Source organism: Peribacillus sp. AS_2 (genome assembly GCF_026891895.1).
GTDB lineage: Bacteria > Bacillota > Bacilli > Bacillales > DSM-1321 > Peribacillus > Peribacillus frigoritolerans.
Genome location: NZ_JAPTGA010000002.1, coordinates 176,325 through 191,167, shown reverse-complemented (window position 1 = coordinate 191,167; position 14,843 = coordinate 176,325). Strand labels below are relative to the sequence as shown.

Sequence of the window (14,843 nt, the reverse complement as noted above, 5' to 3'; positions counted from 1 at the left end):
TAGAATTTGAATTCAGAATGAATAAAAGTGAGGCTGGTATAATCCAGCCCCACTTTTTTTATGCCATTTTTTTATATTTCACTCGCTGAATGAACCGTAAGCGAGCAGCCAAGCCTATTGCCCCAAGAGCCAAGCCGGAAATTAAGCCGATCCAATACCCAAATGCTCCCATATCCGTATACTTTGCAAAGAAATAGCCAATTGGAAGCCCGAGAATCCAGTAGGAGACCAGTGACATGGCAAATGTAACATTTACATCTTTATATCCACGCAAAATGCCCTGAATAGGTGCCTGCAGGGCGTCCGATATCTGAAAGAAGATGGCATATATTAAAAAATGTGATGTCAGCATCATTACTTCGTGATCTTTAGTGTATAAAAAGGCCACAGGTTCACGGAAGAGGAAGAGGATGGTCGACAAAACGAGTGACATCGTCAAGGCCATCGAAATGCCAATCCAGCTATACTCTTTGGCATCTTTATAACGGGCTGCCCCGATTTCAAATCCAATGACGATCGTCAATGCCATGGATATACTTAGCGGTATCATATAAAGCAGTGACGCAAAATTCATCGCAATCTGGTGTGACGCAATTGTAACGGTATCATACTTACTCATCAAAAGGGTGACAGCCGAAAAAATGCTTGTTTCAAAGAAAATAGCGAGCCCGATGGGTACCCCAATCAATAATAAGGCCTTCCATTCCTTCCATGAAACCCGGAAAAATTCAGTGAAAACCTGATATGTCGAAAATGGGTTTATTTTTATCACGACCAGTATGGCCACCAGGGCAATTAACCAATAGGTAATGGCTGTGGCGTACCCGGAACCGACACCGCCAAGTTCAGGGAATCCAAACTTCCCGTATATTAATAAGTAATTAAAAAGGACGTTTACCGGGAGCGCACATAAGGTAATGATCATGGAAATCCTGGTTTGCCCCAGAGCATCGATGAAAGCCCTCAACGCATTATAAATGAATAAAGGAATGATACCGAGTGAAAGGGCGATCAAATAATCATGAGCCACCATGTGGACACTATCTTCAAGGTCCATGGCATTCAATACGGGGTTCAAAGAAAATGCTCCAATGATTAAAATGATCAAGGCTAAAGCCACAGCTAAATAAATGGCCTGCATCACGGAATAGGAAACGGATTTGGACTGCCTGGAACCCACCAGCTGTGAAACCACCGGTGTTAAGGCAATCAATATCCCGCTCAGCCCCGTGTACACGGGTGTCCATAGCGAACTGCCGATGGAGACGCCAGCAACGTCCTGAGTGCTGTATTGCCCCGACATCATCACATCAAAAAAAGTCATGGCATACATGCTGATCTGGGTGATCAGGATAGGTATCAATATATAAAATAACAGGCGGATCTTTTGTGATTTAGTATAAGTCTGATTCATCAAAGTACCTCAATATCAATATTTGGAATTTTCAACACAATGAAAGAATTATATCACATAAGCATGTGATATTTTAAGAATTTTTATTTGATGCAAAAAAGACTTGCCGTTTAGGGCAAGTCTCAGTTTGTAGATAAATCCGATATTTAATTAAGATTGCCTACATTTTTTTAGGCAGTGTAAAATATGAACGTTGATTTCCACTACAGGCACTCGCTTTCCGCAGGCGTTCTCGCAGGAGTCTCGAACACCCGCTCCAATCAACTTTGTTAAAAATTCAGATGGAACCCCTTTTGTCAGTCACGCATGGATTCAAAATCATTCATGGCTTCCGTATCTGAGTCTTTTTGAAGAATGAATGCCTGTGAAGGAATGGCAATTTGTACTCCTTCCTGTTCCAATATCTCCATTATTTTAAAGTTCACATCTTCTTTGATTGATAAATATCCTCCAAAGTCCGTGGCTTTCGTGAAGAAATATAGGTAAAGGTTGAAACCGGAATGACTGAACTCATCAAATTTAACCAAAATTGTTTCCGGATGTACTTCAGGATGATCAATAAGCATTCTTTCAATGTCTTTAATGACATTTTCCAATTTTTCTTTTGGTGTTGTGACATTAACACCCAAATGGAAGGCGATCTGTCTTTTTCCCATCTTGGACCAGTTGATGATCGGTTCATTCGAAAGGGTCGCATTTGGGACTGTAACTAAAGCTTGGGCAAAAGTCCGAACTTTAGTGCTTCGGAATGTGATGTCTTCAATGGTTCCCTCCACGCTTGGAGTTTTGACCCAATCTCCTATGGTAAAAGGTTTTTCGGTAACGATGACGATACCCCCGAAGAAATTGCTGACGGTATCTTTAGCAGCAAGTGCGAAAGCCAATCCACCCAAACCAAGCCCAGCAACAAATCCATCGACATTGAATCCCCATTCTTCCGCGATGATGGAGGCACCAAAAGCAATGATGATTATGTTTGTGATTTTCGTAAAGAACGGCATGACGATTTGATCGACTTCAAGTCCGAATTTACTTACTAATTTCGGAAATAAAATGGTTAAGATCGAACTGATGTTGAAAATCGTCCAAAAGAATAAGAAGACAAAAAACGATCTGTATATTTTCGATCTGAGTTCAATCGAAGGTGAGTCGATTGGAAAGTAGTGCAGTGAAATGATAACCCCAATCAAAACGATAAGCCATCTTACTGGCTGTTCTATTGCGAGCATTAAGTTGGCGGCAAATTCAACTTTACGTTTTTCTGCAATCCGTAGAAAGAACTTGAATATATATGTAGTAAATACTTTCCGAAGCAAAAGGAAGATTAGGAAAATGCCTATGGAAATTCCTAATTTGGTCCAGGCTTCGATTCCATCAAATTGATTGAGTGATTCAGAAACTTCTTGCAATGTATTACTCCTCCATTGTATCTTGTAGTATTGTAGAATACTAAGATTATAATATATTCATGCTGAAAAAGGAAAAATAATCGATGATTACATACATCATGGGGGATTTCGGGTTCACTGAATACTTTTTCAAGTTATTAATGGCAAGGATATATGGTAATATGGATGCAAAGTGATTTTTTAAGTTTGGAAGGTGGAAATATTGACTAAGAAAATAGTATTTACCGGAGGCGGTTCTGCCGGTCATGTATCTGTTAATGCAGCAATCATCCCGGAATTTTTAAAGCATGATTGGGATGTTACTTATATTGGTTCAAAAAAAGGCATTGAAAAAAATATCATCGAAACGGAATTTCCCGAGGTCCGTTATGAAACGATTTCCGTTGGGAAATTCCGGCGTTACCTATCTGTTGAAAATATGAAAGATCCTTTCCGGGTCATAAAAGGGATTTTTGATGCACGAAAAATATTAAAAAAGACCAAGCCTGATTTCATTTTTTCTAAAGGTGGTTTCGTTTCGGTTCCTGTCGTTTTGGCAGGCAGGATGCTTAGGATTCCGATTGCCATACATGAATCGGATTATACGCCTGGTCTGGCTAATAAGATCGCGATGCCACTTGCATCGAAAATTTTCACTACCTTCCAAGAAACGGAAAAAGAACTTCCGAAAGAGAAGGCCATGTATCTTGGCGCTGTATTACGCGATGGCATTTTTACGGGAAACGCTTCTGCTGGTAAAGCATTTTGTGGATTCACGAAAAACAAACCGGTGTTACTCGTTATGGGCGGAAGCCTTGGGGCCGTTAAAATCAATAATTTAATTACAGATAACCTTGATGCCTTATTAAAGGATTATCAGATTATACACATTTGCGGGAAGGGAAATGTGAAAACCGAATTGAAACAAAGGGGATATGCTCCTTTTGAATTCGTGCATGAAGAATTATTCGATCTTTTGGCGGCTGCCGATGTCGTTGTGTCAAGGGCTGGTTCAAATTCTATCTTTGAATTCCTTGGTTTGCAAAAGCCGATGCTGCTTATCCCTCTAAGTGCCAATGCATCCCGGGGAGATCAAATCCTGAATGCGTCAAGTTTTGAAAAACAGGGTTTTTGTAAAGTCCTCCAAGAAGAAGAGCTGAATGATCGGATTTTTAATGCTACATTAGCGGATTTATTGAAAAAATCGGATGAATATCAAGAGAAGATGCGTCAAAAACGCCCATTCAAAACGGCAGCTGAAATGTATGAATTACTGCTAAAAGTAATGGCTGCAAAAAAATAAGTATCATTACCCTCTATGCAGCATATCTTTTTCGAACAGAGGAGGGGGTAGAATGGCTTATGAGTATTCCAAAGGATGGTTCATTCAGCAGCTAAAAGCCGCAGGGATTAGCTATCATCCAATTGAAAAAAGAAAGCTGGAGCTGTATAAGACTTATATTCTAAGGCGTTTATACGAGGATCTGCAAAAAAAATAATCATAAAAAGAACCGCCACGCGTTGACGTTGCGGTTCTTTTTATAGGAAATTACTTATAAAAGGAAAGAAACAGGAAATGAGGATACCTGCGATAGCCATTGCCGCACCTGCGACAGCCCCGGTAAACTCACTTTCCTGGGCAGCTTGAGCCGTTCCAAGTCCATGAGCGATCGTACCATAGGCGATACCACGTGCGAAGGGCATTGTAATGTTTAGTTTATCCATCATTTTTGGAGCGATCATCGTACCCAGCACCCCTGTCAAAATGACGAAGGCAGCTGATATATTGGAATTCCCGCCATAAAGTTCCGTGATTTCAACCGCGATTGGCACTGTAATGGACTTAACCGCCAATCCTTGGAATATGAATGGTGGAAGTGAAAATGCTTTAGCGATGGCGAAGGCAATGATCAATGTGACAAGGAGACCAAAAATCATCCCGCTAATAGCCGGCATTGCATATTTAACGATTATTTTTCTGTTTTTATAAAGTGGTACGGCCAGAGCAACGGTAGCTGGTCCCAGGAAATAGGTAATGATGTCTTTTCCAGGTGAATAATCCTCGAAGTCCAAACCGCTGATCAGCAGTACGAGAATAATTGTAACTGTACTGAAAAATACGGGCGTCGTAAAAGGGGATGGGTGTTTAGCATATATTTTCCTTCCGATGAAATAGGCAAGGATGGTTATCAAGATGCTATATGTTGTGATGAACGCTGTCATGCTGTTTAACCTCTCCTCTATTGGATAGCTTCTGAACGGTCCATGCTGAAACGATGAATCCAAATATCAGGCTTATACCTAAGGTAAGTGCCAAAGGCAAACCGAATTCAATGAAAAGCCATCCCATGGTCATTAAGCTGATTGAAATGGGAATGAAGAAAAAGGCTAGGTGCTTTACCAAAAATCCTGATGTAAGTTCAATCCATTCGACTTTTATGACCTTAGTCTGTAATAAACCGAATAACAGAATCATGCCGATGACGTTGCCTGGTATAGGTAAGTGAAGTAAATTGGCTAAATAATAGCCAAGCTTGCAAATGATGAGCAGGAAGATAAGCTGCACGATAAAAGCAAATATTTTTTTCATGATTAAGTCCTTTCAATGACGCTTTGAATATATTATTGAATTGGTCAATTGTATTCATTATAAAAAAATATCCCTAAAAAGAATAGGGATTTGCAGCAATCTATGTTTAACATCCTGTGAAACTGGAAAAAAGAGCTTTCCAGGTATGGAAGCTCCGGCCATTATATGAAAGGATAAACAAAGCCATATTGAAATGTTCTCCGCTCTATGCTTCAAGTAACTGCTGTTCGTCATCATCATGCTGTCTAAGGATATGAAAGGTGTATAAATCTTTAGGGATTTCATACAGATCGTAGATATCTCCTTCATGATTGATCTGATCATAAAGGGATTTTCTTGTTTCGTTGGCAATGACGGCATAGGGAAGCTTTTCTGCGGCTTTTATGGAGCGGATATTTTTTTTGCGAATTCGCATGAAGACCGTTTCCAAACCGAGCTCGAAAAAAAGCTCTTTGAAGAAAGCATCTTTTGCGATGGCATTATACCCTTTTCCATGATAAGGCTTGCCAAGCCATGTGCCTAAGAAACCTGCACCATTTTCAATATCGTATAAAGAAATACAACCGATGGGATTTTCCCATTCATCCAAGATTGTTCGTGAAATGAGTTGCCCAGCATCTTCGGCTTCGATCGTTTGCTTAGTAATGAAAACATATTCTTCATATGAATCTACCTTATGGCGCACGAAAGGGAAGACATCTGGATGCGTCATTTGTTCATAAAGAGAAAAACAATCTGTGAAATCTCTCTTTTTTAACATTTCCGTCCCTCCGTTTGAGGGCAGTTCTTATGCGTAGTCGCTGCCCACCCTCGAAATTTTTTAAGTCGTTCATCAAAAAATTTCGGGGTGGGAATCGAACCCACTAGAACCGGAAACCGGTGGCGCACCATTTGCCTTCCCTATTTTTATTGTCAGAAAGTATGCAAATCTAAAGAACCTTACGAAGGTATAATACTAAAAAAAAAACGGTTTGGGAATAGGTTTTTTGCCTTTTTTTTTCGTCAAATTTCAACTTTTTCTTGAAGGGTGAAATCTTTAGGCAAACGTCTGCATTCTTCCATGAAAAACTGATTGTTTCGCCCGTTTTTTTCTTTAAAATTTACCTGTAAATTGCATGAATAAAATGATTGCGCCAAGGGCCCATACATAGATGGAGAAAATTTTGAGTGAACGCTTTTTTAAGAAATCGATCATCCATACTACAGCTATATAACCAAAGATTGCTGCTGACAGGGTCCCGACGAAAAGCGCAGTGAGTGGAAGCCGTTCAACTTCTCCTGTAAAAATCGGTTTCATCTGAAATACGATGCCCCCCGTAATGGCAGGAATGGAAAGCAAAAAGGAAAAATAGGCTGCAGTGGCCCTATCCAGCCTGCAGAAGAGGCCAGCTGCTATCGTTAAGCCGGAGCGCGAAAGAGCGGGCATGATGGCAGCAGCTTGGAAAGTACCGATGATCAGCGCGTCTTTAACCGAAATTTCATTAAGGGATTTGCCGCCTTTTCTTACACCGTCGGCTACCCATAAAATCAGACCGGTCGCTAAAAATTCCCAGCCTATGGTCACACCTGTTTTAGAAAGGCCGTCAAACCAATCACCAAGTAAAATGCCAACAATCACGGCAGGAATCGTCCCAGCAATGAGAAGCAGAGTCATTTTGGAGAAAGGATTTTTCAAAATGGCAATTATGTCCTTCTTATAAACGACCAATAATGCCAGCAAGGTTCCGATGTGGAGCATGGTATCAAGAAAAATGCCCGCCTCGTCAAGGTGGAAAATATGCCGACCTAAATATAAATGTCCAGTGCTTGAAATAGGTAAAAACTCAGTCAAGCCTTGAATGATCCCAAGGATGAAGGCTTGAAATTCATTCAGCAAAAAAACATCACTCCATTCTAGAAGGTATAGGACAATCCATTATTTAAACTGTATGCACAAGACGGATGAACATGTCCGGATTTTAGTGGTGATATCAAGAAAAGGCAGTCCAGATTTACCTTCTTTCGAATATAATGAGAGGAAAAATGAAACTATTTTTCATTTGATTCGTAAATATTTATATGAGAAAGGAGGAGAAGACACTATGCCTAGTAAAGATGAAAGAGTGTTTGCTGCCCTTATTTATGTGATCAGCTTTTTTACAGCATTTATCGGTCCTTTGGTGATTTGGTTATTGAAGAAGGACTCGTCACAATTTGTGGATTATCACGGAAGGGAATACTTGAATTTTTTCATTTCCTACACCGTGTATTCAATAGTCGCAGGGATACTCACTATAGTATTGGTTGGATTCTTGCTATTGCCGGTAATCGGGATAGCCTTAGTCGTATTCACCATCATTGCTGCTGTTAGGGCTTACGAAGGAACGGATTATCGATTCCCGTTGATTTTCAGGATATTATAGAATGATGTAAAAGAATTCCGTTCATTCGGAGTCCTTTGAGACTGCAGGCAAACTCGAAGAAAAGCGAGTTTGCCTGCAGTCTTTTTTGAAAAACATTCCAGTGGATTTCAGAAATCCGCTCCCTTTCCGCCGACTGCCTGCCAAGTCTCCTCGACGCAAGCGTCTGTGGGGTCTCGGCTAGCCAGTAGTTCGGCAGGAGTGTCGCAAATTACTTCCATCCAATAAGGAATACAGTAAAAAGACATTAAGAAAAATCTAATCTTGTTTTAAAATTGGATAGGCCCCCATTTTGTCTACAATAGGATTCCGTTCGAAGCGGACCTTTTTTATTTGGACCATGTTGGGAATTGTCCTTCATTAAAAAGGGAATAGATCACATTAAAGCGAATAAAGTATTATGATAACTGCTTCCCTGCACATTTAGGAAGCGGATCCGGGCGGATTGTGGTATTGCTAATCAATGGCCGAAATTAAATGCGGTAATCTTTCTTGTAAGGAGTGAGGAGCAAAGCGGGATATGAATATACGTGAATATTATCAGAAAACGAGCAATTCAAATTTTCATGCATCTTGGGTATCTCTTGTTTTGGCCGTTGTTTTTTTCATTTGCCATATTTTTGCGATGATTCCGGGCAATATATTATTGATAACTTCTCCTTTTATTTTCTTTAGCATTGCTCAATTTGTCAGTCATCGTATATATGAAAATAGAATGAAGGAATTGCCTGAAGAACATATCGGGACGAATGCCGGGTTATTAAAAAATGAACATGTTTTATTGACTTTTATGCCAGCACCGACTTTGCGACTGCTTCTCTTTGCGCCCGATGGGTCGCTAATGGGCGAGGTACGGGATTTGAATATGAAGTGGTTCATGTGGATGATTCCCAATTTCTTGTCGATGCTAATGGCCAAGCGATATGAACTGGTGGACCATGAGGGGCGTTTGCTGGCTAAGTACCATATCAAAAGGGGGCTTTTCAATAAAATGACGATCCTGGATGATCAGGGCGGCATTATTGGAACGTATCAAGAAAATCGGTCATTCGTGAAGGTAAATGGAATGATCTATAAGGAAGATGGTACGGAATGGATGCCAATTGAAACTCCGGGAAGTGTAAATTCTTTCGAGATTGCCACAAAAGACGGGGAAAAGATCGCTTCATACCAAGAAGGCTGGATGCCTTTGGAGTGGGGGAAACGATTCAAGACTAATACACCCATACTTTCTTTTTCATCAAATGTTGCTGAAAATCCTAAAATCATTGTCTTTGGGTTCTGTGCAGCCACGCTGAATCATCGTTCAAATTGACTACGGTTCCCCTTTAGCAATTCTTTTAAATACCTGATATAATAATAGGAGATACATAGATTAAATACATAATAAAAAGGTGGTAAATATGAGTTTACTTAATGAGATTCTGGATTATAATGAACAGTTTGTAGAAAAAGGTGAATATGTTAAGTATAGGACGGATAAGTTTCCTGAGAAACGTATGGTCATCATAAGCTGTATGGACACTCGGCTCGTCGAACTATTGCCAAAATCCTTGAATGTCAAAAATGGTGATGTCAAAATCCTGAAGACTGCCGGGGCAATCGTCTCCCACCCATTCGGAAGTGTCATGCGGAGTATCCTTGTTGCTATCTATGAACTAAAGGCAGATGAAGTATTGGTCATACCTCACCATGACTGCGGGATGGCATCAGTCGATGCCGATTCTGTCATGGACAAGATGATCGAACGTGATATACCAAAGAGCACCATCGATACACTGGGAGCTGCAGGAATCGATATCCGCAGTTGGCTTCGCGGATTTGATGATGTTTATGAAAGTTGTAAGAACAGCGTCGAAGTGATTAAAGGACATCCATTGATTCCTAAAAATATTCCTGTGCATGGTCTAATCATTTCCCCTGATACAGGGAAGCTGGAATTGGTAGTAGATGGTTATTCGCAAGAACAAAAATAATATATTCATCGAGGCTGTCGGGAGCAATTCCGACAGTTTTTTTCAAATTTTTATCATTGCTATTTATTTTTATCCTTTTTTTTGTTAAAATCGCCAAGTGTAGTTTGTCACTAATACAAACGGGTGGGCGAGGGAAAAATTTGATAAGGATACAACATGAAGAAATTAAACTTGGAAACGTTTTTTCATTTTTCCGACTATGGAACGAATGGAAAACGTGAAATCCTTGCTGGAGTGGTCGGCTATTTTACGATAGTCTATATTCTCATCGTGAATTCCCTGATTTTATCGGAAGCGGGTATACCGATTAATGGTGCAGTGATTGCCACGATTCTTTTATCTGCTTTAAGCTGTGTCATGATAGGACTTTGGGCGAATGTCCCAATCCTTCTCGTTCCAGGAATGGGCGTCAATGCCCTATTTGCTTATACCATGGTTCAAGGAATGGGTCTATCATGGCAATCGGCTCTTGGTGCTGTGTTTATCTCAGGGGTAATTTTTGTAATCATCGCTTTTACAAAATATTCCAAAATCATCAGTGATTCGATTCCAAGTTCGATAAAAGAAGCCATATCTGTTGGTCTTGGCCTATTCTTGATGCTGATCGGACTTGAAAAGGGCGGGATCATCACAAGAGGTTCATCATCAATCGTCGCACTGGGAGATTTAAGCGATCCAGCGGTGTTTGCAACGGTGTTGACCTTTTTACTGGCAATCACGCTGTTCATCAAGAATATCCCCGGTAATTTCATGATAACCATCCTGGCAGGCAGCCTCATTGCCTATTGGTTCGGGACGGTTCAACTATCGGAAATCCATTTTTCAGGCATTAACACAGCTTCCTACGGCGATCTCTTCTTTTCATTATCGTTCTTGGAAGCGAACCGGATTGAATTCTGGATAAGTGTATTTGCGATGACGATGGTTCTTGTTTTTGAAAATATTGGTCTTGTACACGGGCATGTAGACAGTATCAACCGCCAGGATGCCTATAAAAAGTCGCTGCAGGCGACAAGTGTGTCCGTTCTATTATCAGGCTTATTCGGTTCGAGTCCTACCGTCGCAACAGTAGAAACGGCAGCAGGAATCGCATCAGGAGGCAGGACTGGTCTTACTTCAGTGGTGACGGGCGTGCTATTCATCCTATCACTGTTATTTATACCGGTGATTAAAGTAATCCCTGATAGCGCCATTGCCCCCATCTTGATTATCATTGGCATTTTGATGCTCGGAAACATAAAAAAGCTGAATTTCAGTGATTTAACCGAGAGCATACCTGCAATCATGATCATCACGATCATTCCTTTCACATACAGTATTGCCGATGGAATGGCATTCGGTTTCATCCTATACCCATTCCTGAAGCTTGTAACCGGAAAAGCGAGAGAAGTGTCAGCCCCGATGTATGTGAGTGCCGGAATGTTTATCGTCTATTTCATCATTGGTATGATCGGTTAAAATTCAAAAGAGCGGTTGGAATGAGTTAATTCTTATTCCAACCGCTCTTCTTATTGGTTTTTTCGTCGAAAAAAATGGATTTAATGTGATTTACGCGATGACACATCCATCTTCAAAATGCTATGATATAGAATATTAAAAAAATGATAAATGACAAGCAGCATATTAGAGGATGTGACAGGATGATTATTGAAGGTTTAAAAAGCCATGGTTCAGGAAATGATTTCTTGATAATTGATGAATTGACTACGACCCTGACGTTTACGGAAGAAGAGCGGAAAAATTTCGCGAAGGCCCTATGCAATCGGGAGAGGCTCGGAGCGGATGGTATTTTGTTCGTAATGAAAAGTGAACATGCTGATTGCCGGATGCGTGTCTTTAATGCGGATGGATCGGAAGCCTCGATGTGCGGCAACGGACTTCGCTGTGTTGCACGTTACGCGAACGACGTTCTGGGACTAGATAAAATGATCGTGGAAACCATGAAGGCAAATTTACTAGTCGAAAAAACGGAAGATATTTATGAGGGCATTCCGACTTTCAAGGTGGAAATTTCACCGGTAAGTTTTAATGTGAAGGATCTACCTCTTGTATTGGCTAAAGAACAGCTGCAAAACGAAACATTGCCGGAACTGCATGATACCCTTTTATTTTCGGCATTGGCGGTTCCAAATCCACATTTGATCACACTCGTCGATAGTGATGTTTTACAAAGTGATTTGCAGGAAAAACTTTCAACAAAGGTCAATCAACCGAATGAACTTTTCCCTGATGGTGTCAATGTCAGCTTTGTGAAAGAGTTGGAACCAGGGAGCATTTATGTGCGGACATTCGAACGTGGAGTAGGCTTCACGAATGCATGTGGAACGGCGATGTCGGCTTCTAGCCTAGTAACATGCTCTGTTGGGTTAAACGCGTTGGAAAGTGAAATATCTGTCTACAATAACGGCGGAAAAGTTAAATGCGTGGTCCACCATGATGGAGAAAGCCAAACGTATTCAATTGATTTAATCGGTAATGCAACCTATGAATTCAAAGTATCGATTGAAATGGACTTAGATCAGCCTGAAAAATTTGAAATACTTGAAAAAGAGGATTATGAATTGGAAACAAGCTTATATGCCAAGCTGCAGGATGAAGTGCAAAGTTATTTGAGAACAAAATTATTATGAAATTTTTAAACTGCAGGCGAACTCGAAAAAAACGAGTTTTCCTGCAGTTTTCTTATTTGAAAAAAGTTGCAGTTGATTTCAAAGATCCGTTCACTTTCCGCCGACTGTCTGCCAAGCCTCCTCGGCTAAAAGAACCTGTGGGGTCTCGACTAGCCAGTTATTCTGCAGGAGTGTCACAAATTTCATCCATCCATTAAGGATTACAGGAAAAAACTGAAGGATAAACTAGTCTTAAATAGGATTCGGAATAAGACGAGCCAGCAGTTTTTTCTTTTAATACACTAAGTTGATTGGAACGGAAGGCGCGAGACTCCTCCGGGAAAAGCGAGTCCAAGGGAGACCCCACAGGCGCAAGAGCGCCGAGGAGGCTCCCGGACCGCCCGCGGAAAGCGAGTGCCCTACGTTCCAATCAACGATCAGAATTACTAACCTTCAAAAATAATGTTCGAGTTAATTTCAGAAGTCTGCTCCTTAACCGCTCGACTGTCTGCCAAGTTGCATCAAAGCAAAAACTGCCCGCGGAAAGCGAGTTTCTAGAGCAACTTTCCATCTTACCAATTAGTTATTGATCTTTTTTTGTTTTAGGAACGACAATACTTCCAAAAAGGCTGGTCCATTATCCACCAGTCGGTAATCCATAAACGCACACCCGTCCCTTTTTATTCTGTTTGGTATGGTATCAATCGTAAAGTCCTTTAACTGGAGACTTTCGTTCACTTCCTCCCAAAACAAAGGTGTAGCCACACCAGCGAAAGAATTTCCTCGTGGGGAATAAGGAAGAATGATGGTTTTTCCTTCACTATGCTGAACAAAATCCAAGTAAAGTCGATTATGCCGATTTATTTTCATTCTTTCCGTTGTAAAATCATTCGGATTGGAACTTGTTAAATAATCACCTAGAAAGTCAGTGAATATGCGTGTCTCCTGATAAGTAAATCTGTCTTCAGGCAGAGGGATGTGAATTTGCAGTCCTTTGTTACCTGAAGTTTTTACAAAAGCTTTAATCCTTAATGATTCCATCACCTTTTTTATTTCCTGTGCAGCCTTTACCGCGAGAGAGAAATATTCGATGGAAGGAGGATCCAAGTCCAGGACGATTTCGTCGGGTCTTGTTTTACCGGCTTTCTGAAATGGGGCATGAAATTCCAATGCAAGTTGATTACCAAACCAAAGGAGAGTTTCAATGTCGTTACACAGCATATACTCGATATCCTCATCCATGAACGTTTTTATAAAGTCCGGCGCATAATCAGGTTTGTTTTTCTGGAAAAATCTTTCTTTATCCAAAGTTCCATGAGGATAGCGGATTGTGGTTAGAAGCTTATCCTTCAAGAAGGGTAAGAAGAAAGCTGAAACCTCCCGTAAATAATGAAGATATTCTATTTTTACCACCTGTTTACCTTCTGTTTTCCAAAGCGGTTTATCCTTGGAAGTTATTTGTACAGTATCTGGAAATGTATATTGGCCTAGCACGAATTTCTCCCAGGTACATTCGTCGGGAGAAGTTTGTAAAAGCCACTGGGAAAACTGAGGTTCACGCAATTCATTTTCCTCATAAACGTGCAAGAATTGAACTTCAATGCAAATGGATGGATGGATATAAAAAAATTGTGCGTCTTCATCTGATGCATTTTGTTTGATCATTTGATGCAATATACTTTTATCTCTAGCACTCAGTCCATTTTTGACACTCCCGATTTTCGTTACGGCACCTTCTTTGAAAACTGCGAGGGACACGTAGCCATTTTCTTTGTGCAATGCTGTGATGAAACAAGAAACGGTCTTCCAATTTTTTACCTTAATCCAAGATGTAGTACGTCTTCCTTCTTGCCAAGCACCCCGAATTTCCTTGGCGACAATCCCTTCGCCATCTAACAAGGTGACCTTATTCAAGGCTCTTTCCAAAACGTCAAAACTCTCTATTAATTGTATCAAAGCCTTATCGTTGGGATCAGGAGGCATAGGAAGACCGAGTTTTCCCCCCATATTCAACATCAATTCCCTTCGATCCAACATAGGTTTATCTGCTATGTCTTTTCCGCTGATGCGAAGCAGGTCAAACGCTATAAACCGACATGGGGAAAAACGGGCATTTTTTGAAATTAAGGATTCTTTCCCAAGGCGTCCTCGCCACTGTATTTGAAAAAAGTCCGCTTTCGCCTGATTCGTAAGCCAGACCAATTCTCCATCTAATTGAAGCGGGAGATAACCTTCCAGGTCCAGGTCTTTGATGTAAGCAATGATTTCTGGGAATTGAGGTGATAATTCCTTTTCATTTCGACTCGAAATGCTTATGGTATCGGAGTCTATCGTTAAAATAGCCCTAAAGCCGTCATACTTGACTTCATAACGCCAATCATTGGAGTTGGGGGCTTCAGGGTAATAGGTAGGCAGCATCGGTTTCATTTTTGTATTTACCTCCGCAAATAATTGATAACATTATTTT

14 protein-coding genes are annotated in these 14,843 nt (G+C 40.7%); 7 read left to right on the top strand and 7 right to left on the bottom strand.

Annotated elements, in window-relative coordinates:
• Window positions 1–58: 58 nt before the first annotated feature.
• Window positions 59–1,414 carry an MATE family efflux transporter gene (locus tag OTG27_RS03680; RefSeq protein ID WP_095678888.1) on the bottom strand — a complete coding sequence of 452 codons (1,356 nt, stop codon included), beginning with the start codon at window positions 1,412–1,414 and terminating at the stop codon, window positions 59–61.
• Between the two features lie 296 nt (window positions 1,415–1,710).
• Window positions 1,711–2,823: a mechanosensitive ion channel family protein gene (locus OTG27_RS03675; protein ID WP_194719478.1), complete on the bottom strand. Its 1,113-nt coding sequence runs from the start codon at window positions 2,821–2,823 to the stop codon at window positions 1,711–1,713.
• Between the two features lie 193 nt (window positions 2,824–3,016).
• Between OTG27_RS03675 and OTG27_RS03670 the strand changes: the two genes are divergently transcribed.
• Both OTG27_RS03670 and OTG27_RS03665 read left to right on the top strand, forming a co-directional pair.
• Window positions 3,017–4,105, top strand: coding sequence for an undecaprenyldiphospho-muramoylpentapeptide beta-N-acetylglucosaminyltransferase (locus tag OTG27_RS03670; RefSeq protein WP_308111703.1), 1,089 nt, complete (start codon window positions 3,017–3,019; stop codon window positions 4,103–4,105).
• Window positions 4,106–4,157: 52 nt separating this feature from the next.
• Window positions 4,158–4,301 (top strand): DUF2639 domain-containing protein, encoded by a 144-nt coding sequence (locus tag OTG27_RS03665; RefSeq protein ID WP_082609322.1) that lies wholly within the window; start codon window positions 4,158–4,160, stop codon window positions 4,299–4,301.
• A 40-nt stretch (window positions 4,302–4,341) separates the two neighbouring features.
• Here the strand turns inward: OTG27_RS03665 and OTG27_RS03660 are convergent, their stop codons facing one another.
• The 4 genes from OTG27_RS03660 to OTG27_RS03645 form a co-directional block, all read right to left on the bottom strand.
• Window positions 4,342–5,025 (bottom strand): LrgB family protein, encoded by a 684-nt coding sequence (locus tag OTG27_RS03660; protein ID WP_063575899.1) that lies wholly within the window; start codon window positions 5,023–5,025, stop codon window positions 4,342–4,344.
• Window positions 5,000–5,392, bottom strand: a complete 393-nt coding sequence (locus tag OTG27_RS03655; protein ID WP_057277356.1) for a CidA/LrgA family protein — start codon at window positions 5,390–5,392, stop codon at window positions 5,000–5,002. Before OTG27_RS03655 ends, OTG27_RS03660 begins: the two co-directional genes overlap by 26 nt.
• 205 nt (window positions 5,393–5,597) lie before the next feature.
• Entirely contained in the window at window positions 5,598–6,152 is a 555-nt protein-coding gene (locus tag OTG27_RS03650) for a GNAT family N-acetyltransferase (protein WP_057277357.1), read from the bottom strand.
• A 333-nt stretch (window positions 6,153–6,485) separates the two neighbouring features.
• A complete protein-coding gene (locus OTG27_RS03645) occupies window positions 6,486–7,265 on the bottom strand; it encodes an undecaprenyl-diphosphate phosphatase (RefSeq protein ID WP_268936428.1) in 780 nt (259 codons plus the stop codon).
• Between the two features lie 208 nt (window positions 7,266–7,473).
• Here OTG27_RS03645 and OTG27_RS03640 point away from each other — a divergent pair, with 208 nt between their 5' ends.
• From OTG27_RS03640 to dapF, 5 genes are all read left to right on the top strand, one after another.
• Window positions 7,474–7,794 carry a DUF4870 domain-containing protein gene (locus OTG27_RS03640; RefSeq protein ID WP_057277906.1) on the top strand — a complete coding sequence of 107 codons (321 nt, stop codon included), beginning with the start codon at window positions 7,474–7,476 and terminating at the stop codon, window positions 7,792–7,794.
• Between the two features lie 517 nt (window positions 7,795–8,311).
• Window positions 8,312–9,106 (top strand): hypothetical protein, encoded by a 795-nt coding sequence (locus OTG27_RS03635; RefSeq protein ID WP_268936249.1) that lies wholly within the window; start codon window positions 8,312–8,314, stop codon window positions 9,104–9,106.
• 88 nt (window positions 9,107–9,194) lie between these two features.
• Entirely contained in the window at window positions 9,195–9,767 is a 573-nt protein-coding gene (locus OTG27_RS03630) for a beta-class carbonic anhydrase (RefSeq protein ID WP_063575901.1), read from the top strand.
• 156 nt (window positions 9,768–9,923) lie between these two features.
• On the top strand, window positions 9,924–11,225 hold the full coding sequence (locus OTG27_RS03625; RefSeq protein WP_098866595.1) for an NCS2 family permease: 1,302 nt from the start codon (window positions 9,924–9,926) through the stop codon (window positions 11,223–11,225).
• Window positions 11,226–11,407: 182 nt separating this feature from the next.
• A complete protein-coding gene (gene dapF / locus OTG27_RS03620) occupies window positions 11,408–12,397 on the top strand; it encodes a diaminopimelate epimerase (protein ID WP_268936248.1) in 990 nt (329 codons plus the stop codon).
• 558 nt (window positions 12,398–12,955) lie between these two features.
• On the opposite strand, the gene ligD is transcribed toward dapF, so the two are convergent.
• Window positions 12,956–14,803, bottom strand: a complete 1,848-nt coding sequence (gene ligD, locus OTG27_RS03615; protein WP_268936247.1) for a DNA ligase D — start codon at window positions 14,801–14,803, stop codon at window positions 12,956–12,958.
• Window positions 14,804–14,843: the final 40 nt, after the last annotated feature.